The organism is Agrococcus sp. GCM10030265, from assembly GCF_042666675.1.
Lineage (GTDB): Bacteria > Actinomycetota > Actinomycetes > Actinomycetales > Microbacteriaceae > Agrococcus.
The window spans coordinates 223,766-246,454 of sequence record NZ_JBHTCZ010000001.1; the positions used below are offsets into that span (position 1 = coordinate 223,766).

A 22,689-nucleotide genomic window follows, 5' to 3' on the forward strand; every position below is an offset into this window, starting at 1 on the left:
GGACGCACCATGACCGACGCCCGCGGCGCCCTCGACGGCTACCGAGTGCTCGACTGCTCCATCGCGATGGCGGGCCCGTTCGCCGCGCAGCGCCTCGGCGACCTCGGCGCCGACGTCGTGAAGATCGAGCCGACGGCCGGCGAATGGCAGCGCTTCGCCGCCGCGGGCGGTGCGCGCGGCAACCGCATCAACGTGTCGTTCCTCTCGCTCAACCGCAACAAGCGCTCGCTCGCGATCGACGCGAAGTCCGACGACGGCGCCGCGGTGCTGCGCGAGCTCGTCGCGAGCGCCGACGTCTTCCTGCAGAACTACCGCCCCGGCGTCGCGACGCGCCTCGGCCTCGACTATGAGACCCTCTCGGCCATCAACCCGGGCCTCGTCTACGTGTCGATCTCGGGCTACGGCGAGACGGGTCCGTACGTCTCGCGCCCCGGGCAGGACCTGCTCGTGCAGGCGATGTCGGGCGCGATGCTCTCCGCCGGGCGCGAGGGCGAGCCGCCGATGCCCGCCGGCCAGTACCTCGCCGACGCCGTCACGGCATCCACGGCCTTCGAGGCCGTGCTCGTGGCGCTGCTGCACCGCGAGCGCACGGGGGAGGGCCAGCTCGTCACCGTGAACATGCTCGACGCCCTCACGACGCTGCAGATGCAGGAGCTGTCGGTCTTCACGGTCGGCGGCGTCGCGCAGCGCCGCGGTGCGGAGCCGAGCGCCCACGTCTACATCCGCGCCCCGTACGGCGTCTTCCAGACGTCCGACGGCTTCATGGCGCTCGCGTTCGCCGACCTCGAGGGCCTCGGCCGCATCATCGGCGAGCCGTCGTTCGCAGGGCTCGACCCCGAGGTCGACGGCTGGGCGCGCCGCGACGAGATCCACGCGAAGGTCGCCGAGCGCCTGCTCGCCGGCACGACCGAGCACTGGGTGGATGCGCTGCTCGCGGCCGGGATGTGGGCGGGCCCCGTGTACGGCTACCAGGATCTCGTCGACGACCCGCAGATCGCGCACAACGGCACGTTCGTCGAGTACGACCACCCCACGGAAGGGCGCGTGAAGGTGCCCGGCTTCCCGTACCGGTTCTCGGCGACGCCCGCCCGCATCGACCGCGGCGCCCCGCTCGCGGGCGAGCACACGCGCGAGGTGCTCGCCGAGCTCGGCATCGCCTCCGAGCGCGTGGATGCGCTGCTCGCGTCGGGCGTGGTCGCCGAGACGACGCTCGAGCCGGTCGAGCAGGTGCCCGCGTGACGGCGTACCGCGGCCTGACGTGGGATCACCCGCGGGGCCGCGTCGCGCTCGAGGCGGCCGCGCAGGCGTTCTCGGCGCGCGGCGTCGACACGCTCGCGTGGGACGTGCATCCGCTCGAGGGCTTCGAGTCGGCGCCCATCGCCGAGACCGCGGCGCGCTACGACCTCGTCGTGCTCGACCATCCGCACCTGGGCGACGCCCTCGAGGCCGACTGCCTCGTGGCCGTCGACGAGTCGTTCGGCGCCGACGACGTCGCGCGGTGGCGGGAGGCGGCGATCGGGCGCAGCCTCGAGTCGTACGTCGTCGACGGCCGCCTGTGGGCGCTGCCGCTCGACGCCGCGACGCAGGTGTCGGCTCGGCGCGCCGAGTCGGTGCCCGAGGCACCCGTCGACTGGGATGCCGTGCGCTCGCTCGCGCGGGCGGGCGGCGTCGCGCCGAACCTCGCCGGGCCGCACGCCTTCCTCAGCCTCTGCTCGATCGCGGTCTCGGCCGGTGCCGATCCGACCGCCGACGGTCGCATCCGCGACGACGCCTGGGATCTCGCGATCGACGTGCTCGCCGACCTCGCCGCGCACGCGCCGGTCGGCACCGTCGACGAGAACCCGATCGCGCTGCTCGAGCGCATGAGCACGGGCGACGACCTGCGCTACGTGCCCCTCGTGTACGGCTACGTCTCGTACGCGCAGCGTCCCGCCGCGCAGCGCGTCGCGTTCGGCGCGCCGCCCGCCGTCGACGGCCGCATCGGCTCGACCCTCGGCGGCACGGGCATCGCGATCACGCGGCGCACGCCGGCGAGCGCCGAGCTGCTCGACCACGTCGCCTGGCTCATGGGCGACGAGGCGCAGCGCTCCTTCATCCCCGCGCACGCCGGGCAGCCGAGCGCGCGCTCCGCCTGGCGCGATCAGGCCGTGGATGCCGCCGCGGGCGGCTTCTACTCCGGCACGGCCGCCACGACCGAGCAGGCGTGGGTGCGCCCGCGCTTCCCCGGGTACGTGGCGGTGCAGACCGCGGCGTCGGCGCTCGTGCGCGACGCCGCGCTCGGCCGCGTCGCGAGCCGCGAGGCGCACGAGCGCGTCGACGACCTCCTCCGCACGCCACGCACGACGGGAGCCGCAGCATGACCGCCACGATCGACACCGGCGTCGAGGAGGTGCGGCTCGAGCGCATCGGCCACGTCGCCATCCTCACGCTCGACCGGCCCGCGAAGCTCAACGCGGTCACGCAGGAGATGTCGCAGGCGCTCGAGCGGGTCGTCGCCGCGCTCGACGCCGACGACGAGGTGCGCGTCGTCGTGCTCACGGGCGCGGGCGAGCGCGCGTTCAGCGCGGGCTCCGACATCGCCACGCTCGACCGCTACGCGACCCCGTGGGAGTTCCGCAACCGCCGCGACTACTGCGACGCGCTGCGCGGGCTGCGGAAGCCCCTCGTCGCCGCCGTCAACGGCTACGCCTTCGGCGGCGGCCTCGAGACGGCGCTCATCTGCGACATCCGCCTCGCCTCGCGCACCGCGACGTTCGCAGCGCCCGAGATCACGCTCGGATGGATCGGCGGCGGCGGCATGTCGGCGATGCTCGCCGCGTCGATCGGCGCGAGCAACGCATCCCTCATGCTCCTCACGGGCGAGGCGATCGACGCCGAGCGCGCCCTCGCATGGGGGCTCGTGAGCGAGGTGCTCGAGCCCGAGGCGCTGCTGCCGCGTGCGCTCGAGCTCGCGGCGACGATCGCGAGCCGCCCGCCGATCGCGGCGCAGACCGCGAAGGCGACGCTCGCGGCCGCGTTCGAGCTGCCGATGAGCGGCGCCATCCGGTACGAGCGAGAGATGCAGGGCATCGCGTTCGCCACCGAGGATGCGGCCGAGGGCCGCGCAGCGTTCGCCGAGCGCCGCCAGGGGGTGTTCCATGGCCGCTGAGCCCACCGCGCCCTGGCAGGGCACCGCCGCGGATGCGCTGCCTGCCGACGCCGCCGACGCCGTGCTCGTCGGCCGGGTCTGGGATCCCGCCGTCGGCGGCCCGTCCGTCGTCGCCGTGCGCGGCGGCGAGCTCGTCGACGTGAGTCGTGCGTTCTCGACGCTGCGCGACCTCACCGAGGCCGCCGACCCCGTCGCGGCGCTCGCCGCCGCCGACGGCCCCGTGCGCGGCACGGTCGAGGCCGTGCTCGCGAACACGCCGGAGGATGCGCGCGACGAGGGCTCGCCCTGGCTGCTCTCCCCCATCGACCTGCACGTCGTGAAGGCCGCGGGCGTCACCTTCCCCGTCTCGATGCTGGAGCGCGTCATCGAGGAGCGCGCCCGCGGCGACGCCGACGCGGCCGGGCCCATCCGCGAGCGGATCCTCGCGCAGCTCGGCGGCGACCTCGACTCGCTCGTGCCCGGCAGCCCGCAGGCGACGGCGCTCAAGCAGCTGCTCGTCGCCGAGGGGATGTGGAGCCAGTACCTCGAGGTCGGCATCGGCCCCGATGCCGAGATCTTCACGAAGGCACCCGTGCTCGCCACGGTCGGCACCGCGGTCGAGGTCGGCGTGCGCGACGACTCGTCGTGGTCGAACCCCGAGCCGGAGGTCGTGCTCGTCGTCGCCTCCGACGGCCGCATCGTGGGTGCGACGCTCGGCAACGACGTGAACCTGCGCGACATCGAGGGCCGCTCGGCGCTGCTGCTCGGCGAGGCGAAGGACAACAACGCCTCCGCCGCCGTCGGCCCGTTCGTGCGGCTGCTCGACGACCGCTTCGACCTCGACGCGCTGCGCTCGCAGACGGTGACGCTGCGCGTGGAGGGCGAGGACGGCTTCGTGCTCGAGGGCACCTCGCCGCTCGCGCGCATCAGCCGCGACCCGGTCGACCTCGTCGCGCAGGCGCTGCGGCACCACCGCTACCCGGACGGCCTCGTGCTCTTCCTCGGCACGATGTTCGCCCCCGGCGAGGATCGCGGCGAGCCGGGCCGCGGCTTCACGCACCACGTCGGCGACGTCGTGCGCATCGCGTCGCCGGGTCTCGGGGCGCTCGTCGACCGCGTCGTGCACGCGAACGACGCAGCGCCGTGGACGTTCGGCGTCCATGCGCTCATGGCGTCGCTCGCGCGGCGCGGACTGCTCACGGAAGGCACGGCATGACCCTCACGACCACCGATCCGCGCACGGGCATCACGACCGACGCGGGCGTCGAGCCCACGTCGCCCGACGAGGTCGCGGCGATCACCCGGGCCGCGCACGAGGCGTTCCTCGTCCTGCGGGCACGGCCTCGCGCGTGGCGCGCGTCCATGCTGCGCGCCTGCGCCGACGCGCTCGAGGAGCGCCGCGCCGATCTCATGCGCGTCGCGGGTGCCGAGACCGGTCTCGGCGCGCCGCGGCTCGAGGGCGAGCTCACGCGCACGACGACGCAGCTGCGGATGTTCGCAGACGCCGTCGAGGAGGGCTCGTACCTCGAGGCCGCGATCGACCACGCCGGCCCGACGCCCATGGGCCCTGGCCCGGAGATCCGTCGCATGCTCGTGCCGCTCGGCCCCGTCGCGGTCTTCGGCTCGAGCAACTTCCCCTTCGCGTTCTCGGTGCCCGGCGGCGACACCGCGTCGGCGCTCGCGGCGGGCAACCCCGTCGTCGCGAAGGCGCACTCGTCGCACCCGGGCACCTCGGCGCTCGCGTTCGAGGCGCTCGCCGCCGGCGTCGCCGCGGTCGGCGGGCCGGTCGGCACCGTCGGCATCGTCTACGGGCAGCCGGCGGGCACGGCGCTCGTCGCCGACCCGCGCATCACGGCCGTCGGCTTCACGGGGTCGCTGACGACGGGGCGCATCCTGCTCGACGTCATCGAGGGCCGCGAGCGCCCCATCCCCTTCTACGGCGAGCTCGCGAGCGTGAACCCGCTCGTCGTCACCCCCGGTGCCGTCGCCGCGCGCGGTGCCGCCATCGCCGAGGGCCTCTTCGCCTCGGTGACCGGATCCGCGGGGCAGCTGTGCACGAAGCCCGGCATCGCGTTCGTGCCCGCGGGAGCCGAGGGCGACGCCGTGGTCGACGCCGTCGTCGCGCTCGCCCGCGACGCCGCGGCGCAGCCGCTGCTGAACGGCCGCATCCACGCGTCGTTCGACGAGATCCGCGCCCGGCTCGTCGAGGAGGGCGCCGCGCGCGAGCTCGTCGCACCCGTCGCCGCCGACGAGGGCTTCGGCATGAGCCCGGCCGTGCTCGAGATCGACGCGCCGGCCGTGACGCCCGCAGCCACCGAGGAGGCGTTCGGCCCGCTCGTGATGCTCGTGCGCTACCGCGAGCTCGTCGAGGTGACGGCGGCCCTCGACGCCGTGCCCGACTCGCTGACGGCGACGCTGCACGTCGAGGACGCCGAGGTGGATGCGCTCGCGGGCTTCGCGACCGACCTCGCCGACCGTGCGGGCAGGCTCGTCGTGAACGGCTACCCCACGGGCGTCCGGGTGTCGTGGGCGCAGCACCACGGTGGGCCGTGGCCGGCGACGAACACCCTGCACACGTCGGTGGGCATGACGGCCATCCGCCGCTTCCTGCGCCCCTTCGCATGGCAGGACGCCCCCGAGGCGCTGCTGCCCGTCGAGGTGCGCGACGCCGACGCCGGCATCCCCCGCCGCATCGATGGCGTGCTCACCCTGCCCAGTACGCTGTCCGCATGACCGAACCGGCGCAGGCGCAGCAGCCGAGCACGGTGCTGGGAGCCGTGACGCCGCGCACCCCGCCCGCGCGACTCGGCGTCGCCGTCGTGCACGACCTCGTCGAGGCGATCGTCACGGGCGAGGTGCAGCCGGGGGCCGTGCTGCCGCCGGAGGGCGTGCTGAGCCAGACGTTCGGCGTGAGCCGCACCGTCATCCGCGAGTCGGTGAAGCGCGTCGAGGAGAAGGGCCTCCTCACGGTCGCGCAGGGCCGCGGCACGTCGGTCAACGAGGCGAGCGCGTGGAACGTGCTCGACCCCGTGGTGCTCTCGGCGCTCGTCGAGCACGACGACTCGCTCGGCATCCTCGACGAGCTCGCGGTCGTGCGCGGCGTGCTCGAGGGCTCGATGGCGAGCGCAGCCGCGGGCAGGCGCACGACCGAGCGCACCGAGGCGCTGCAGCACGCGCTCGATCACATGGCCGAGACCATCGACGACTTCGAGGCGTACAGCCAGGCCGACGTCGACTTCCACTTCACGGTCATGGATCAGTCGGGCACGAGGCTCGCCCCCACGATCACGCGCATCCTCTTCGACCGCGCACGCGAGTCGAGCCGCTTCACGGGCGCGCCGCGCGAGGAGGCCCTGCGCCTCACGCTCGACGAGCACCAGGCCGTGCTCGACGCCATCGAGGCGGGCGACGCCGAGGGTGCGCAGCGCGCGATGCAGCACCACATCGCGGAGGCGTGGGCCCGCCGCCGCCTCCCCACGGCCCGCGACGCCTGACCCTCCGCACCGCCTCGATGGGTCTTCGGCCGCTCGTGAGGTCACAAGCGGCCGAGAACCTCCATGGGATCGGGTGCCGGGCGGGCGCTAGCGAGCGGCGCCCGCGACGGCGAGGATGCGGCGCAGCTCGTCGACCGCGGCGGGCGTCGTGCCTGCGCGCCAGATGAACGACGTGCGCCGCGATCCGAGGTCCTGCGTCGTGCGCACGACGCTCACGGGGAACCTGCGATCGATGGCTGCGGGCGTCGTCAGGGCGCAGCCGAGCCCCTCCGCGACGAGTCCGTGGATCATGTGGAGGTCGTCGGTGCGCATGAGTACCGAGGGTTCGAACCCCGCGGCCCGGCATGCGCGCAGCAGCACGCGGTGCGACGTCTCGTCGTCGTGGCGGCTGCTGATCCACGTCGCCTCGGCCATGTCGGCGAGGTCGATGGGATGTGGAGCGTCGTGCGGGCCGCCGCGGGCGACGAGCACGCGGAACCGCTCCTCGAACAGCAGCGTCGCGTGCAGGTCGTCGCTCGCGAACAGCGGCTCCTCGACCGAGTCGTAGATGACCCCGCCGTGCAGCTCGCCCGCGCGCAGCCTCGCGACGACCTCCGTCGGCTCGGCCTCGACGACCTCGACCTGCACGCGCAGGCGCGTGCGCAGCTGCTGGATGGCCCGCGGCAGGATGCGGGAGCCGATCGACGCGAACGTGCCGATGCGCATGACCGACAGCCCCTGATCGCGCTGCGCCCGCACGAGGAGCTCGGCGCGATCGATGCGGCCGAGGATCTCGTCGGCCTCCGCCGCGAACGTCTCGCCGAGCGGCGTGAGGCGCGTGCCCGTGCGCTCGCGGTCGACGAGCCGCGCGTCGAGGTGCCGCTCGAGCGCTCGGAGGTGGTGCACGACGGACGGCACGCCGCAGCCGAGCGCGCGTGCCGCGCGGTTGAGCGAGCCGGTGTCGCGCACCGCCACGAGCACGCGGAGCTGCTGCGGCTGCATCATGGCATGCAGCGTATGACGGATCGTGCGCATCCGTGCCATTCCCAAGGACACCGTGGAGCCGTACCGTCGGCCTCATGCTGCATCCCGCGCCCATCGAGATGACCCTGGCCGAGGCCCGCGTGGTCGACGCGATCGACGAGCGCGCGCTCGTGGACGAGCTCGTCGGCATCGTGCGCATCCCGAGCGTCACGGGCACGAGCGCCGAGAGCGCCCTGCAGCACGAGCAGGCGCAGCGACTCACCGAGCTCGGCTTCGACGTCGACGCGTGGGCGCTCGACCTGCCGGCGCTCGCCGCGCATCCGCAGCACCCGGGCACCGAGGCGCCGCGCACCGAGGGCATCGGCGTCGTCGGCGTGCTCGGCCCGAGCGGCGTGCCCGCGCTCGTGCTGCAGGGACACGTCGACGTCGTGCCGACGGGCGACCTCGCGCAGTGGCGCGACGGCGACCCGTGGAGCGGCGCGATCCACGACGGCGCCGTCCACGGCCGCGGCGCGTGCGACATGAAGGCGGGCGTCGCCGTCGACCTCGCGGTCGCTCGCGCGCTCGTGGCGTCGGGCGTGCGGCTGACGCGGCCCTTCGCCGTGCACTCCGTCGTCAGCGAGGAGGACGGCGGGCTCGGCGCGTTCGCGACGATGCTGCGGGGCCACGGGGGCGACGCCGCCGTCATCACCGAGCCCACGAGCGGCAAGGTCGTCGTCGCCAACGCCGGCGCCCTCACGTTCGAGCTGCGCGTCCACGGGCTCGCGACGCACGGCAGCAGCCGCCTCGCAGGCCGCAGCGCCTTCGAGGCGTTCCTGCCCGTGCACGTTGCGCTGCTCGAGCTCGAGCGCGAGCGCAACGCCGTGGTCGACGATCTCTTCGCGGGCGACGACCTGCCGTATCCGATCTCGATCGGCACGGTGCAGGCCGGCGACTGGGCGAGCAGCGTGCCCGACCTGCTGGTCGCGACGGGCCGGCTCGGCGTCGAGGTCGGCGAGGATCCGGCGGCCGCCCGCGCCGCCCTCGAGCGCGCGGTCGCCGGGGCGTGCGAGCGCGACGCGTGGCTGCGCGACCACCCGGCCGAGGTGCGATGGGTGGGCGGCCAGTTCGCGAGCGGCCAGATCGACCGCGCGCATCCGCTCGTCGACGAGGTGCGCGACGCGATCGTCGCCGTCGAGGGCCGCCAGGCGGCGCTCGGCGCCGCGCCCTACGGCAGCGACCTGCGGCTGTACGCCGGGCTCGGCGGCATCCCCACCCTGCACTACGGCCCGGGCGACGTGCGCCTGGCGCACGGTCCGCGCGAGTCGGTCGACATCGCCGAGACCGTCCGGGTCGCCCGGTCGCTCGCGCTGCTCGCGGCGCGGCGCTGCGGGGCGGTCGTGCCGCGCTCGCCGTGAGGCGCGCGCCGGACCGACTCCGCCGCCCAGCCCTCGCCTAGCGCTCCGGCGTCCCGGCGTCGCTCACCATGTCGTCGTGCACCTCGTCGTCGGGCACCTCGTCGCCGCGTCGATCCCGATCCTCGTCCGGGAGGTCGCGATCCGCCTCGACCTCGGGCTGCGTGCTCATCGTGCGTCCTCCTCGGTCTGCGCGCCGATGAGCGGCCAGGGCCGATCGGGCACGCCGTCCTCGTTCATGTCGCGCCTGCGCGCCTTCCGAGCATCCCATCGCAGCTCGTTGGCTGCCAGCACGGCGCTGACGCCCGAGGCGACGAGGATGGCGAGCCTCGCGGCATCCGTGTGCTCGCCGTCGGGGAACGAGAGCCCGGAGATCAGCAGCGACACCGTGAAGCCGATGCCCGTCAGCAGGGCGATTGGGCGCAGGTCGCGGATCCCGATGCCGTCGGGCAGCCGCAGCGGCGTGATCATCGTCACGAGCGCGGTGACCCCGAGCACGCCGACGACCTTGCCGAGGATGAGCCCCGCGACGATCGCGATCGCGACCGGCTCGGAGAGCACGTCGAGCACGTTGCCCTCGACCGTGACGCCGGCGGCGAAGAACGCGAAGACCGGCAGCGCGATCGCCGTCGAGAGCGGACGCACGACGTGCTCGTAGCGCAGGGTGCGCGGCTCGGCCTCGCCGTGGATGCGCGACGCCGGGACGACCGCCCCCAGCGCGACGCCCGCGACCGTCGCGTGCACGCCCGACTCGTGCGTGAGCCACCATGCGACGAGCGCCACCGGGATCAGCAGCCACCACCGCGCCCAGCGCATGCGCACGAGCACGCCGAACGCGGCGATTGCGAGGAGTGCGAGGCCGAGGGCGACGACGTCGATCGAGGCCGAGTAGAAGACGGCGATCACCGTGATGGCCAGGAGGTCGTCGACGACGGCGAGCGTGAGGAGGAACGTGCGCAGCGGCATCGGGAGCCCGCGGCCGAAGACGGCGAGGATCGCCAGGGCGAAGGCGATGTCGGTCGCGGTGGGGATCGCCCATCCGGTGACCGCCTCGGCATCTCCGAGGCTCAGCACGACGATCGTGAAGACGATGGCCGGCAGCGCCATGCCTCCGATCGCCGCGAGCACCGGCACGGCGGCCTCGCGAGGCGTGCGCAGGCTGCCTGCGACGATCTCATGCTTCAGCTCGACGCCGACCACGAAGAAGAACACGGCGAGCAACCCGTCCGCCGCCCAGGTCGAGAGCGAGAGGTCGAGATGCAGCGCCGCGGGGCCGATCTCGGTGGCGGCGAGACCTCGGTAGGCCTCCTGCCAGGCCGAGTTGGCCCAGATCAGCGCGGCCGCGGCAGCGACGAGGAGCAGGATGCCGCTCGTCGTCTCGCGACGGAGCGAGGACGTGACGGCGTGCAGGTGAGCGTGCATCGAGGATCCCTTCGTCGACGACCGCCGCAGCGTCCGCTGCGGCGCGCCGACCAGGCTTCCCGGCACACCAGCCGCTCACGATACCGGCTCCGGGCGCGTGCGACCAGCCGCCAGCGCTCGCGGTCGCATCGTGCGTCGCCCGCGGTGCGCCGCACGATGCCGCCCCGCTCGCGGCCCTCCGTGCAGCATCCCTGCGACCTCCGCCCACGAGGCGCCGTGTCTCAGTAGGGTTGTCGGTCGGTCTGCTCCGACGGCGCCGCAGGACTCGACGCACCACGCGCACCCGGCGCACACGCACCCCCAGGAGGACCTCCACCCATGGCAGACCGCCAGATCTCGCAGCTCGCTCGCGACTGGTCGCCGCGGGAGGTGTGGGCGCAGCTGTCGAAGCCCGTCTTCATCCCCGCGATCGTGCTGATCGTCGGCCTCACGCTGTTCGCCATCCTGTACTCGCAGACGGGCGGCGACGCGTTCACGGTGCTGAACACGGCCATCACGAACGGCGTCGGCTGGTGGTACGTCCTCGCCGCGACCGGCTTCGTGATCTTCGCGCTGTACGTGGGCCTGTCGCGCATCGGCGCGATCCGCCTGGGCCGCGACGACGAGGAGCCGGAGTTCTCGACGCTCTCGTGGTTCACGATGCTCTTCTCGGCGGGCATGGGCATCGGCCTCGTGTTCTACTCCGTGGCCGAGCCGCTGTCGCACATGACGACGCCGCCCGAGAACGCGGGCGTCGAGGGCGGCACGGATGCGGCGGCCCGCCTGGCGATGGATCTCACGCTGTACCACTGGGGCCTCCACGCGTGGGCGATCTACGTGGTCGTCGGCCTCGGGCTCGCGTACATGACCTTCCGTCGCGGGCGTCCGCTGTCGATCCGCTGGCTGCTCGAGCCCATGCTCGGGCGCGCCCGCGTCGAGGGGTGGATGGGCCACGCCATCGACGTCGTCGCGATCGTCGGCACGATGTTCGGCGTCGCGACGTCGCTCGGACTCGGCGTGCAGCAGATCATGGCCGGCCTCGAGTTCCTCGGGCTGTTCGAGCAGTCGCCGACGCTGGCGATCGTGCTGATCGCGATCGTCACCGGCCTCGCGACGCTGTCGGTCGTCTCGGGGCTCGACAAGGGCCTCAAGTGGCTGTCGAACGTCAACATGACGCTCGCCGCGCTGCTGGCCGTCTTCGTGCTCGCGCTCGGTCCGACGCTCGTCCTCCTGCAGTCGTTCGTCGCGAACACCGGCTCGTACCTCTCGGCGCTGCCCAGCCTCGCCTTCGAGACGTGGCCGCTCGCGGACGACGGCTGGGCAGGCGGCTGGACGATCTTCTACTGGGGGTGGTGGATGAGCTGGGCGCCCTTCGTGGGCATGTTCATCGCACGCATCTCGCGCGGTCGCACCATCCGCCAGTTCGTCTTCGGGGTGCTGCTCGCGCCGACGATCATCGGCATCCTGTGGTTCACGATCTTCGGCGACTCCGCGATCATCCGGCAGCTGGCCGAGGGCGACATGCTCGTCGACGGCGCCGTCGACACGAACACGTCGCTCTTCCATCTGCTCGCGACGTTCCCGCTCGCCGAGGTGACGAGCGTGCTCGCCATCCTCGTCATCGTGTTCTTCTTCGTCACGTCGGCCGACTCGGGCGCCCTCGTCGTCGACATCCTCGCGACCGGTGGCGCGACGACGACCCCGCGGCTGACGCGCATGCTGTGGGTCGCCATCGCGGCGACCGCGGCGGGCGTGCTGCTCGTCGTCGGCGGCTCGGAGGCGCTCACGGCGCTGCAGACCGCGTCGATCGCGACGGCGGTGCCGTTCTCGGTCATCATGGCGCTCGCATGCGTCTCGCTGCTGCGCGCGTTCCACTTCGAGGTCGCGTCGACGCCGCGCTACGTGCGCGCCCGCGTCGCCTCGGCCACCGAGATGGGGCCGGAGGCGCTCGCGCAGGCAGCGGCAGCCGGCGGCTCGACCCGTCGCGGACTCCTGCGCCGCCGCCGCGAGGTGTCGTCGACGTTCGCCGGCCTGTCGGCGTCGCTGCCGGGCCCCTCGCAGGCGCCTGGCTCGGGCGAGGTGCTCATCGCGCTGCACAGCGTGCCGTCGGACGCGGTCGACGTCGATGCCGACGGCGTCGCGCAGGTCGACGAGGATCGCCTCACGCAGGATCCGATCGCAGGCGAGGTGTTCGACACCCCCGAGTTCGCGGCGTCGCAGGCGGCCGTCGACCTCGAGGCGGCCGAGGAGCCGACGCGCGCAGCCGACGGCGACGAGCGCGGCGACGAGCCGCAGCGCTGAGCCACGACGGCGGGCGCTCGTGCGACGGCGCGGGCGCCCGCCGTCGTCGCGCCGGGCGCGGCGTCAGCCGAGGTGCCACACCTCGTCGAGCAGCTGCCACGACCCCGTCGCCCCGGGCTCGAGGCCGTCGTCGAAGGGCACCTGGCACGGTGCCGTGCGCGACCACCACTCCTGCGTGGCCGGATCCGCCGCCATGCGCGCCTGGTCGGCGTCGTAGTCGTCGCCGACGTACTCGAACGACGCCACGAGCACGTCGCCGTGCCGCCAGATGGTGAAGTCGCGGATGCCGCACGCGATGATCGTCGCCTCCACCTGCGGCCAGACGGCGGCGTGCAGCGCGAGGTACTCGGCGGCACGCTCCGGCCGCATCCGGCAGAGCATGCCGACGCGGCGAGTCACTCCTTCGTCCCGCCCGCGGTCATGCCCGTCACGAGGAAGCGCTGCGAGAAGAGGAAGACGATGAGCACGGGCGCGACGGCGAGCAGCGTCGCGAGCGCGAGCGCCGGCAGCTGGATCGTCGTCGACGCGGCGCTCGTGGGGTTGAACTGCGGCACGTTCGACAGCAGCTCGGCGAGGCCCACCTGCAGCGGCGCGTCGCGGCCCGGCACCGTCACGAACGGCAGGAAGTAGTTGTTCCAGTTGCCCGTGAACGAGAAGAAGCCGACGAGCGCGACGACGGGGGTCGCGAGCGGCAGCGCCACGGTGCCGAAGACGCGCAGCTCGCTCGCGCCGTCGATGCGCGCGGCATCGAGCAGGTCGCGCGAGATCGTCGTCGAGAAGTAGATGTACGTCAGGTACACGCCGAACGGGAAGAACGAGAACGGCAGGATCACGGCGAGCGGGGAGCCGATGAGGCGCACGGCGCTCAGCTCGAGGAAGATCGGCAGCACGAGCGCCGTGTTGGGGATGAGCATGACGATGAGCGTGATGGCGAGCAGCAGCCGTCGGCCGCGGAACTCGGTGAGCGCGAGGGCGTAGCCGGCGGGGATCGACACGAGGAGCGTGATGACGAGCGCGCCGAGCGAGTACGCGACGGAGTTGCCGAGCCACGTCCAGATGAGCCCGCCCTGGTAGCCGGCGAGGCTCTCGAGGTTGCGTCCGACCTGCTCGAGCGTGCCGAACGAGAACGGGTGGTCGAGCAGCAGCTGCCTCGCGTCCTTCGTGGGTGCGATGAGCAGCCACACGAGCGGCACGGTGAAGAACAGCAGGAACACGACCATCACGAGCGTGCTCGTGGCTCGGCCGAGCCACCGGCCGGGGCTGACGGGTCCCGCCGTCCTCACGCGGCGAGGCGGGCGACCGCCGGTGACGGTGCGGATGTCGCGGGTTGCGAGCTCAGTCGCGCTCAAAGAGACCACCCCTGAAGACGAAGAAGGCGCTGAGGCCGAGGGCGACCACGAGCAGCACGATCGAGATCGCTGCCGAGCCGTGGAAGTCGTTCTGCCGGAACGCGTAGAGGAAGGCGAGCTGGTTGAGCGAGTAGTCCTGCCCGACGACGCCGCGGCTCGCCTGCGCGAGCACGCGCGGCTCGACGAAGAGCTGCGTGCCTGCGGCGAGCGACATGATCGCCATGTAGGAGATCCACTTGCGCAGCAGCGGGATCTGGATGTGGAGGGCCGTCTGCACGGGGCCGGCGCCGTCGATGCGGGCCGCCTCCATCACCTCGGTGCTGATGTTGTTGAGCGCGCCGTACATGATGACGATCCAGCCGCCCGCGCCCGTCCAGAACGCGATGATCGCGAGCACGACGTGCAGGGTGTCGACGCGCAGCACCTGCACGAACGTCTCGTTGCCGAGCGCCCGCAGCAAGAACGAGACGGGGCTCACCGACGGGTCGAGCACGAAGAGCCACAGCAGCACGCTCGACGCCCCCGCGAGGGCGCCGGGGATGTAGTACAGGAATCGCAGGCTCACCGACACCCAGCGCACGCGGATGGCGTGCACGAGCAGGGCGAGCAGCACCACGAGCACGATGAGGCTCACGAGCCACACGACGACGTACATCGCGACGTGGCCGACGGCCGGCAGGAAGCGGTAGTCGGCGAAGACCCGCAGGAAGTTGTCGATGCCGACGAACGCGCCGTCGCGGCTGAACGCGAGGATCAGCGCGTAGAGCGCGGGGCCGATGCCGAACGCGACGAGGAGGACGACGTAGGCGGCGACGAAGACGACGCCCATCCGCCCCTGGGTCCTCGCCGGCGCCCGGCGGCGGGCGCCGGCCCGCGGCCGCACCTGACGAGGAGGTGCGGGTGCGGCCGCGGGACGGGTGTCGATCATCGGAATCGATGCTCCTGGCTCGAAGGGATGGCGGGTGTCAGCGGATGGTGTAGCCGACGGTCTGCGCCTCGTTCTCCATCTCCGTCTGCCACGCGTCGGACAGCTCGGCGATCGTCTGCCCCTCTGCGAGCCCGGGGACGATGACGCTCGCATAGGCGGTCTCGGGCGAGAAGCTCGGGTAGCCCCAGCCATCCCACACCGTCTCGGCGGCCGTGGAGATCGCGCCCTCGAAGTCGCCGGCGAAGAAGCCGCTCTCGGCCTGGGCGGCCAGCCACGTCACGGCGGCGGCGTCGTATGCGGGCAGGCCGCCGGTGCCGGCGGTCTCCTCGTTCGTCACGATGAACTCGAGGAACGTCTCGACGGCGTCGAGGTTCTGCGAGTGGCTCGAGGCGTACCACATGCCGCCACCGATGTTGCCGGTGACGTCGGCGCCGTCCTCCCACGTGAGCGGGGCTGCGGCGCCCCACTCCCCGGGCTCGGCGCCGATGCTGTCGGGGTTCTGGAAGAGGGCGCCCGCGTACCAGGCGGCTCCGGGGATCGCGAGCAGCTGGTCGGCCTGCGCGACGAACTCGGCGCTGAAGAGGCTGTCCTGGATGAGCGAGCCGTTGGCGATCATCGCGTCGAGCATGTCGGTGACCTTCTCGGCGTTCGGATCGGAGAGGTCGGAGGAGAACTCCTGGCCGTCGACCTGGAAGATGGGCGCCTCGCCTGCCCAGTAGTAGACGTAGGGGCCGACGAACGAGTCGCCGACGGATCCGAGGAAGTAGCCGGGGTGCTCGGCCGCGAGCGTCTCGCCGAGCGCCTCGTACTCCTCCCACGTCGTGGGCACGTCGTAGCCGAACTGCTCGAAGAGCGCTGCGTTGTACCAGAGCACCACGGGTGCGAGGTCGTTGCGGAGGCCGTAGACGGTGTCGTCGATCGTGGCGGGTGCGAGCGCGCCCTCGGTGAAGCCGTCGAGGAGCTCGTCGTCGAGGAAGCCCTGGTTCAGCGGTGCGGCGAAGGCCTGCTGGCCCGCGTTCTCCTGCGACGCCCACGCGGCGTCGTTCGCCTGCGATGAGAAGACGACGTCGGGCCAGCCCTCGCCCGCCTGGTCGGCGAGGCCGATGCGGGTCTGGAAGGTGCCGGATGCGCCTGCCGAGCCGTCGTCGACGACGATCTCGACGTCGATGTCGGGGTTCGCGGCCTGGAAGGCCTCGACCGCGGGCTGTCGCGTGGCGTCGACCCAGATGGTGATGGGGCTGTCGTCGACCTGCTCGGCCGTGACGAAGCCGTACTCGGGGTCGACCTCGCCGCCTGCGCCGCCGGCGCTGCAGCCTGCGAGGAGGCCGAGGCCGGCGATCGCGGCACCAGCGATGAGCGTGCGGGGGATGCGGGTGATGGGGCGATGCGCCATGGGTTCGCGCCTTTCAGTCGACGTCGTTGACGACAGGGCCGCCGGGCAGCGGCGGGATCAGTAGATCATACATGTGACGTATTCGCAATCGTCGTCGACGAGTCCTCACGTTCGTGCGGCTCGATCGGGTGGGGCATCCCGGATAGCCTGCCGTCATGAGCGTCGCGACGGAGCCCGCATGAGGGTGCGTGGCGGCCGCATCCACCTCGCCGTCGGCGGACCCATCGACCCGGACCTCGCCTGGGAGCGATACGCCCGCACCGACCGCTGGACGTGGTGGGCACGGCACCTGCGCGCCGTCGAGGTCGACGGCGACGACGAGGCTCCGCGCATCCACCCCGGCCTCACCGGTCGCGTCGTCGCGATCGGAGGGCTCGTCGCCCGCTTCCGCGTCGACGCCGTCGACGAGCGGGCGCGCACCTGGTCGTGGACGGTGCGGGTCGGCCCCGTACGGCTGCGGCTCGCGCACTCCGTCGTCGCCGCGACGCAGGTGGGCACCGAGCGCGAGGGCACCCTCACGCGCCTCGTGCTGCGCGGACCCCTGCCCGTGACCGCCGCGTACGCGCCCGTCGCAGCCTGGGCGCTCGCGAGGCTCGTGCGCCGCTGAGGCGACTCAGCGCTCGACGGGCGCGCGGTGGGCGCGCGGCGCGCGCGGCTGCTGCGCCGCGTCGTCGTCGAGGTCGGCGAGGGCGACGGCGATCGCGTCGGTGGCCGTGTCGATGCGGGCGTCGAACTGCGCCTGGGTGAGCGGGCGCAGGATGGGGCGGCGCGCGTGGCTCGCCGCCGCCTCCCGCGCCTCGTCGGCCGCCTGCGTCGCGGTGAGGATGCACATCGACACCGAGCGCTCGAGGTCGGTGTCGCCGAGCACCGCGGCTGCGGAGGCAGCGCAGGCGTCGAGCCGCTCGAGCCTCGAGGCGTCGCGGATGCCGATCGTCTCGTCGTCGAATGCGCGGAGGAGCTCCTGCATCTCGCGGAGGTCGGCGGTCACGTCGTGCGGCACGCAGACGATCATGCACCCATCCGCCGTCACCGCGCGAGGCGAGCGCTGCGTGTCACCTGGGCGCCGTCGCTCGCGGGCCGCTCGCACAGCCGGCCGCAGGCCTCCGACCGGCCCCTCTCCACCCGATGCGCCGAGCGCTCCCCCGAGCCGGCGGGCACGCGACCCCGTCACCCGGCGGCGACCACCTGGGCCTCGTCCGAGGCCAGCACGCCGTCGGCCCACGCCCGCGCGACCTCGCCGACATCGAGCGGACCCGACGCATCGTGCCTGCCGTACTCGCCGATGCGCGTCGCGCCGCGTGCGGCGAGCGCCTCGTCGACGAGCTCGGAGCCGCGCGAGTACGTCCTCGCGTACGACGTGTCGCCCATGCCGAGCACCGCGTAGCGCAGCCCCTCGAGCGAAGCGCCATCGGCGACGAGCGCCGCGTGGAACGGCCGCGCCGACGTGGGCACCTCGCCGTCGCCGTACGTCGAGCAGACGAGCAGGTGGATGCGCGACGCGTCGAGCCCGTCCGGCGTCGCGTCCGCGAGGTCGAGCACCTGCACGTCGGCGCGAGCCCCGAGGTGCTGCGCGAGCTCGTCGGCGACGAGCTCGGCGCCGCCCGACTCCGTGCCGAACAGGATCGTCACGGGCACGCCGCCGCCCGCCGACGCCGCGGCCGCGACCGTCGTCGGCAGCGGGATCGACGCATCCGTCGCCGCGGCCAGCATCGCCTCGACGGTGCGCAGCTTCGCACGTCGGCGACCCGGTGCCGCCGCGCGCCGCTCGACGACGTCGATGCGGCGCCACCCGTCGAGGTCCGTCGCGCCCTCGAAGGCGTCGATGCCGGGCCTGCCGAGCGGCACGGCACCCGACGACATGTCGTCGAGCACGAGCCCCGCGAGCCCCTTCGCATCGGAGCGCTGGTCGGGGATCGTGCCGCGCGGGCCGCGGCGCAGCCAACCCGCGACGTACAGGCCGGGCTCGACGCGGCCGTCGGCGTGCGCCCCGGGCTCGACGAGCGCATCCGCGCCCGCCGCGAAGCCGATGGCCGTGACGACCGCGTCGGCGTCGAGCACGCGCTCGCCGCCCGGCGTCGCGACGCGCACGCCCGTCACGGCCGTCGCGCCCGTGACGGCGAGCGGCGTCGCCCCGAACCACCAGTGCATGCGCACGCGCACGTCGCCGACCGCCTCGGGCGTGCGCGCGGCGAGCGCTCGCACGGCATCCAGGCGCGCGTCCTTGCCCACCGGCACGGCATCGAGGTCGGCGTCGTGCACGACGTGCTCGACGCCCGAGAGCGTCGCGAGCTCGCGCACCATCACGGGGTCGAAGCGGGCGTCGGCCGGCGCGGAGCGACCCACGAGATGCAGCTCGCGCACGTCGCCCGCGAGCGCGCGATGCACGGCGTCGTCGAGGTCGGTGCCGTCCAGCTCGGCGGCATCGCGCGCGACGAGGCGCGCGACGTCCATCGCGACGTTGCCGTGCCCCACGACGACGACGCGCGCGCCGAGCGCCGGCACGTCGGGCTCGTCGGGATGCCCGTTGAGGGCTCGCGTGACGCGGCCGGCGCCCACGACGCCCGGCAGTCCCGCGCCCTCGATCGCGAGCGCCGCATCCGCCGAGAGCCCCGTCGCGAGCACGACGGCGTCGTACGCGTCGCGCAGTCGGGCGAGATCCGGGCCGTCGACGGGCACGTTGCCCACGAAGCGCACCCCGTCGTCGGCGAGGAGCCGGTCGAACTGGCGCGCGACGGCCTTCGTGCCCTGGTGGTCGGCGGCGACGCCGTAGCGCACGAGCCCCGACGGCACGGGGAGTCGGTCGACGACGTCGATGCGGGAGGCGGGCATGGCAGCGCGCAGCGCCTGCGCGCTGAAGCATCCCGCGGGACCCGAGCCGACGACGGCGATGCGCGGGGCGAGGGCCGGCGCGGCCTCGTCGCGGGCGGCGTCGGCGGCACCCGGCGCGCTCGCACCGCCCGGGCCTGCGACGGCATCCCATCGGATGGGCATCGACAGCATGCCGCGGAAGACCCATCCGCCGACCTCCGCCGGCCGGTCGGGCACGAGGTCGAGGCCCCGCAGCCGCTCGAAGAGCATGGGCAGCGCGACGTCGGCGACCGCCGAGCGCGCCGCCCAGCTGCCGAGGCACACGTGCACGCCCTTCGAGAACGCGAGGTGCGGCTTGACCTCTCGGCGCACGTCGAAGACGTCGGCGCGATCCCACACCGTCTCGTCGCGGTTGGCGGAGAGGATGCAGATGCCGAGCCGCGCGCCCCTCGGCAGCGCAACGCCCGCGAGCTCGACGTCGCGCGTCGTCTGCCGCGAGTAGAGGCCGATGGGCGAGATCCAACGGATGGTCTCCTCGAAGACCGTCGGCCACAGGCTCGCGTCGGCCTCGACGATGCGCCGCTGCTCGGGATGCGTGAGCACGGCCCACGCGGCGACGCCCAGCGCATCCCTCGGCTCGTTGAGCCCGCCGCCGATCGTCATCTTGACGTTCGCGCGGATGCGCTCGATGGGCATCCGGTAGTCGGGGATGCGGATGAGCTGCGAGATGAGCGAGTGGTCGGGATGCCTCGCGTGCCACGCGAGCATCTCGTCGAGGGCCGCGTCGACCTCGTCGAACGAGCGCTGGCCCCTCGCCCACACCTCGGGGTCGTCGGCGTAGTTGCCGGTCGCGTCGATGAGGGTCTGCGACCACCGCTGCAGGTCGCTCTGATGCACGTTGTGGAAGCCGAGCATCTCGCGCAGGTTCTCGGCGGCGAAGGGTGCGGCGAAGTCCCAGATGAGGTCGGCGTCGCCGGGACCCTTCGCGATCGTCTCCTCGAGATAGCGGGCGGCATTGCGCTCGAAGACGCCGCGCCAGACGCGCTTGACGACGCCGGGTCGCAGCGTCGGCTGCCACGCCCTGCGCTCCAGGTAGTGCTCGGGGTCGTCGCGCCGCAGCATCGAGTGCCCCATGGCGCGGATCTGCAGCGACCCCTCCTCGTTGGCCGAGAAGGTCTCCTGGTCGACCTCGGTCGCGTGCACGGCGTCGTAGGAGGTGATGAGGTAGCGGCCGACGCTCGGCACCCAGTGCACGCCACCCTCGGCGCGCAGGCGCTCGTAGATCGGGAAGGGGTCGCGATACAGGTCGGGGATCTCGACCCAGTCGGCCACGGGTGGGTTCGGCATCGTGTCGTCCGCTTCCTGCCGCGGCCTCGTCGCCGCGGTGCATCCAGGATGCTGCGCCCGCCTCCCCGCGAAAAGCGGAGAGATGCGCGGTCCTTCTACGGTAGAACCGAGGAATGCACGCACACCGACCTCGCCGGATCACGGACTGGGCACTCGATGCCGCCGAACGGGCAGACGATGTCGCGCGCACGCCGTGTCGGCAGCATCAAGTGCCCAGTCAGAGGGGTCGGGGCGCGTGAGCGACGCACCCGTCCCCGACTTCACGCTGCGCCAGCTCGCGTACCTCGTCGCCGCAGCCGACGCGGGCACGATCGCCGCGGCCGCAGCGCGCCTCCACGTGTCGGCGTCGGCGATCTCGGATGCGATCGGCGAGCTCGAGCGCTCGCTCGGCGCGCACCTCGCCGTGCGCCGCCGCGCGCACGGCCTCACGCTCACGAGCGCCGGCGCCCACGTCGTCGCCCAGGCGCGCCCGCTGCTCGCGAGCGCCCGCGAGCTCGCGACGAGCGTCACCGCCGCCGACGGCGAGCTCGTCGGCCCCATCGCCATCGCATGCTTCCCGACGCTCGCGCCCACCGTGCTGCCGCCGCTGCTCGCAGGGTTCGCGGCGCAGCATCCGCGCGTCGACCTCCGCGTCGTCGAGACGACGCAGGACGGCCTCGTCGGCCGCATCGAGTCGGGCGAGATCGACGTCGCGTTCGTCTACGACCGCCTCGTGCCGGGCACCCCGCGCCGCGCACGCCTCTACGCGCTGCCCGCGCACGTCGTGCTCGCCGCGGGCGACCCGCTCGCCGACCGCGAGCGCATCCGGCTCGAGGAGCTCGTCGACCGCGACCTCATCCTGCTCGACGCGCCGCCGTCGAGCGAGCACACCCTCAGCCTCTTCGCCGCTCGCGGGCTCACACCCCGCATCCGCCAGCGGGTGCGCAGCTACGAGGCCGTGCGCACGCTCGTCGGCCGCGGGCTCGGCTACGGCATCCTCGTGCAGCGGCCGGCCAACGCCGCGAGCTACGAGGGGCTGCCGCTCGTGCGCCGCGAGCTCGAGCCCGCGGTGGATGCGGTGGGCGTCGACGTGCTGTGGTCGGCGGACGTCGAGCCGCCCGCGCGCGTGCGCGCGCTGCTCGACTTCGCGACGACGATCGCCTGGCCGGCGGTCGACGCCTAGCGGCCCGGGCGGTGGCGGCCGCCGTCGCGGTCGCATCCACGTCTCGCAGGCGATCCCGGCAGCGGAGGGAACATGCCCCCTCCGCTGCCGGGATCGCCTGCGATACGCGACCTCGCCCCAGGGTCACCGGGCTACGCTGTGGCGATGCCCGACACCGAGCCGACGCCGGCCGCCGACGCCGACGCGCCCGCATCCGACGCCGCCGGGGCCGCGGCTCATCCCGCGCTCGCCGCCTCCGCCGCCGCCTCCCCCGCCCCGGGCTCGCTCGTGTGGCGCATCAAGGCGTCGCTCATCGACTACGTGCGCGGCATGCCCGATGGCGAGGTGCTGCTCGACGACGGCGTGGCCGAGACGGCCGGCGGCTTCGCCTTCCCGCCGCTCGGCACCGAGGGCGGCGTGCTGCGATTCGGCGGCTGCGTGACGTTCCAGGGCCACAGCGGCATGATGCACGTCGAGCTGTCGGAGCCGTCGCTCACCCCGGTCGGCGACGGCTGGCGGCTCGAGTTCGCCGACCCCGACGCCCCCACGGTGCGCCTGCACTTCGCCGACGTCGCGTCGATGACCCGCGGCGACGACGACGGTGCGCGCCACGGCGCGGGCACGACGCTCGCGGCCGATGGCGCCGACCTCTTCTTCGGCCCCTACGAGCAGGGCACGCCGCTCGACGATCCCGTCGTGCTCGGCGACCGCGGCTGAGGGCGCGCCGAGCGGACGCCGGCTAGGGGCGCGGCGACACGACGACCGTCACGGCGTCGCCGACGTCCTTCCCGAGCCGAGCGCGCACCTTCGCGCTGAGCGACACCATGTGATCGCCGGTGCCCGTCGGCATCGCGCCGACGTCGGGCAGCGGCACGTCGTCGACCTGCGCATCCACGCGCACCGACCTGCCCGTGCCGAAGTGCTCGGCGGAGCCGGGGATCGCGACGCACGACCACGTCTCGCCCTTGACGTCGACGCCGATGGTGGTCTCGAAGCGCAGCGGTGCCCAACCCATGCCGTGACCATAGCCCCGACGGGTGAGC

The 22,689-nt window shown here is 73.6% G+C and carries 21 protein-coding genes; 11 read left to right on the forward strand and 10 right to left on the reverse strand.

Annotation, left to right across the window (positions count from 1 at the left end):
* Window positions 1-9 precede the first annotated feature (9 nt).
* From ACFQPP_RS00965 to ACFQPP_RS00990, 6 genes are read left to right on the forward strand one after another with little or no spacing between them, the layout of a single operon-like run.
* Window positions 10-1,239 (forward strand): CaiB/BaiF CoA transferase family protein, encoded by a 1,230-nt coding sequence (locus ACFQPP_RS00965; protein WP_376914605.1) that lies wholly within the window; start codon window positions 10-12, stop codon window positions 1,237-1,239.
* The gene (locus ACFQPP_RS00970; protein WP_376914606.1) at window positions 1,236-2,360 is read left to right on the forward strand and encodes a hypothetical protein; all 1,125 of its coding nucleotides are present in this window, start codon (window positions 1,236-1,238) and stop codon (window positions 2,358-2,360) included. Before ACFQPP_RS00965 ends, ACFQPP_RS00970 begins: the two co-directional genes overlap by 4 nt.
* Window positions 2,357-3,148 carry an enoyl-CoA hydratase/isomerase family protein gene (locus ACFQPP_RS00975; protein WP_376914607.1) on the forward strand — a complete coding sequence of 264 codons (792 nt, stop codon included), beginning with the start codon at window positions 2,357-2,359 and terminating at the stop codon, window positions 3,146-3,148. The genes ACFQPP_RS00970 and ACFQPP_RS00975 overlap by 4 nt, the downstream gene beginning before the upstream one ends.
* Window positions 3,138-4,343, forward strand: a complete 1,206-nt coding sequence (locus tag ACFQPP_RS00980; RefSeq protein WP_376914608.1) for a fumarylacetoacetate hydrolase family protein — start codon at window positions 3,138-3,140, stop codon at window positions 4,341-4,343. The genes ACFQPP_RS00975 and ACFQPP_RS00980 overlap by 11 nt, the downstream gene beginning before the upstream one ends.
* On the forward strand, window positions 4,340-5,860 hold the full coding sequence (locus ACFQPP_RS00985) for an aldehyde dehydrogenase family protein (RefSeq protein ID WP_376914609.1): 1,521 nt from the start codon (window positions 4,340-4,342) through the stop codon (window positions 5,858-5,860). The genes ACFQPP_RS00980 and ACFQPP_RS00985 overlap by 4 nt, the downstream gene beginning before the upstream one ends.
* Entirely contained in the window at window positions 5,857-6,621 is a 765-nt protein-coding gene (locus tag ACFQPP_RS00990) for a FadR/GntR family transcriptional regulator (RefSeq protein ID WP_376914610.1), read from the forward strand. The genes ACFQPP_RS00985 and ACFQPP_RS00990 overlap by 4 nt, the downstream gene beginning before the upstream one ends.
* Window positions 6,622-6,708: 87 nt before the next feature.
* Here the strand turns inward: ACFQPP_RS00990 and ACFQPP_RS00995 are convergent, their stop codons facing one another.
* Entirely contained in the window at window positions 6,709-7,605 is an 897-nt protein-coding gene (locus ACFQPP_RS00995; RefSeq protein WP_376914611.1) for a LysR family transcriptional regulator, read from the reverse strand.
* A 74-nt stretch (window positions 7,606-7,679) separates the two neighbouring features.
* On the opposite strand from ACFQPP_RS00995, the gene ACFQPP_RS01000 reads away from it, so the two are divergent.
* Complete coding sequence (locus tag ACFQPP_RS01000) at window positions 7,680-8,981, forward strand: M20/M25/M40 family metallo-hydrolase (RefSeq protein ID WP_376914612.1); 1,302 nt, start codon at window positions 7,680-7,682, stop codon at window positions 8,979-8,981.
* Between the two features lie 37 nt (window positions 8,982-9,018).
* Here the strand turns inward: ACFQPP_RS01000 and ACFQPP_RS01005 are convergent, their stop codons facing one another.
* On the reverse strand, window positions 9,019-9,150 hold the full coding sequence (locus ACFQPP_RS01005; protein WP_376914613.1) for a hypothetical protein: 132 nt from the start codon (window positions 9,148-9,150) through the stop codon (window positions 9,019-9,021).
* Complete coding sequence (gene nhaA / locus ACFQPP_RS01010; protein ID WP_376914614.1) at window positions 9,147-10,400, reverse strand: Na+/H+ antiporter NhaA; 1,254 nt, start codon at window positions 10,398-10,400, stop codon at window positions 9,147-9,149. Before nhaA ends, ACFQPP_RS01005 begins: the two co-directional genes overlap by 4 nt.
* A 318-nt stretch (window positions 10,401-10,718) precedes the next feature.
* Between nhaA and ACFQPP_RS01015 the strand changes: the two genes are divergently transcribed.
* Window positions 10,719-12,680 carry a BCCT family transporter gene (locus ACFQPP_RS01015; protein WP_376914615.1) on the forward strand — a complete coding sequence of 654 codons (1,962 nt, stop codon included), beginning with the start codon at window positions 10,719-10,721 and terminating at the stop codon, window positions 12,678-12,680.
* 63 nt (window positions 12,681-12,743) lie between these two features.
* Here ACFQPP_RS01015 and ACFQPP_RS01020 read toward each other — a convergent pair whose 3' ends face one another.
* From ACFQPP_RS01020 to ACFQPP_RS01035, 4 genes are all read right to left on the reverse strand, one after another.
* On the reverse strand, window positions 12,744-13,061 hold the full coding sequence (locus ACFQPP_RS01020) for an L-rhamnose mutarotase (RefSeq protein WP_376915282.1): 318 nt from the start codon (window positions 13,059-13,061) through the stop codon (window positions 12,744-12,746).
* Between the two features lie 14 nt (window positions 13,062-13,075).
* Window positions 13,076-13,963 carry a carbohydrate ABC transporter permease gene (locus ACFQPP_RS01025; RefSeq protein ID WP_376914616.1) on the reverse strand — a complete coding sequence of 296 codons (888 nt, stop codon included), beginning with the start codon at window positions 13,961-13,963 and terminating at the stop codon, window positions 13,076-13,078.
* A 52-nt stretch (window positions 13,964-14,015) separates the two neighbouring features.
* On the reverse strand, window positions 14,016-14,858 hold the full coding sequence (locus ACFQPP_RS01030) for a carbohydrate ABC transporter permease (protein ID WP_376914617.1): 843 nt from the start codon (window positions 14,856-14,858) through the stop codon (window positions 14,016-14,018).
* Between the two features lie 136 nt (window positions 14,859-14,994).
* Window positions 14,995-16,350 (reverse strand): ABC transporter substrate-binding protein, encoded by a 1,356-nt coding sequence (locus tag ACFQPP_RS01035; RefSeq protein WP_376914618.1) that lies wholly within the window; start codon window positions 16,348-16,350, stop codon window positions 14,995-14,997.
* A gap of 178 nt (window positions 16,351-16,528) precedes the next feature.
* Here ACFQPP_RS01035 and ACFQPP_RS01040 point away from each other — a divergent pair, with 178 nt between their 5' ends.
* Entirely contained in the window at window positions 16,529-16,957 is a 429-nt protein-coding gene (locus tag ACFQPP_RS01040) for an SRPBCC family protein (protein ID WP_376914619.1), read from the forward strand.
* Between the two features lie 6 nt (window positions 16,958-16,963).
* On the opposite strand, the gene ACFQPP_RS01045 is transcribed toward ACFQPP_RS01040, so the two are convergent.
* Both ACFQPP_RS01045 and ACFQPP_RS01050 read right to left on the reverse strand, forming a co-directional pair.
* On the reverse strand, window positions 16,964-17,350 hold the full coding sequence (locus ACFQPP_RS01045) for a hypothetical protein (protein ID WP_376914620.1): 387 nt from the start codon (window positions 17,348-17,350) through the stop codon (window positions 16,964-16,966).
* A 167-nt stretch (window positions 17,351-17,517) separates the two neighbouring features.
* On the reverse strand, window positions 17,518-20,490 hold the full coding sequence (locus tag ACFQPP_RS01050) for a cytochrome P450 (protein ID WP_376914621.1): 2,973 nt from the start codon (window positions 20,488-20,490) through the stop codon (window positions 17,518-17,520).
* Between the two features lie 250 nt (window positions 20,491-20,740).
* Here ACFQPP_RS01050 and ACFQPP_RS01055 point away from each other — a divergent pair, with 250 nt between their 5' ends.
* Window positions 20,741-21,667 carry a LysR substrate-binding domain-containing protein gene (locus ACFQPP_RS01055; protein WP_376914622.1) on the forward strand — a complete coding sequence of 309 codons (927 nt, stop codon included), beginning with the start codon at window positions 20,741-20,743 and terminating at the stop codon, window positions 21,665-21,667.
* Between the two features lie 144 nt (window positions 21,668-21,811).
* On the forward strand, window positions 21,812-22,363 hold the full coding sequence (locus ACFQPP_RS01060) for an HtaA domain-containing protein (RefSeq protein ID WP_376914623.1): 552 nt from the start codon (window positions 21,812-21,814) through the stop codon (window positions 22,361-22,363).
* Window positions 22,364-22,385: 22 nt separating this feature from the next.
* On the opposite strand, the gene ACFQPP_RS01065 is transcribed toward ACFQPP_RS01060, so the two are convergent.
* On the reverse strand, window positions 22,386-22,661 hold the full coding sequence (locus tag ACFQPP_RS01065; protein ID WP_376914625.1) for a DUF1905 domain-containing protein: 276 nt from the start codon (window positions 22,659-22,661) through the stop codon (window positions 22,386-22,388).
* Between the last annotated feature and the right edge of the window lie 28 nt (window positions 22,662-22,689).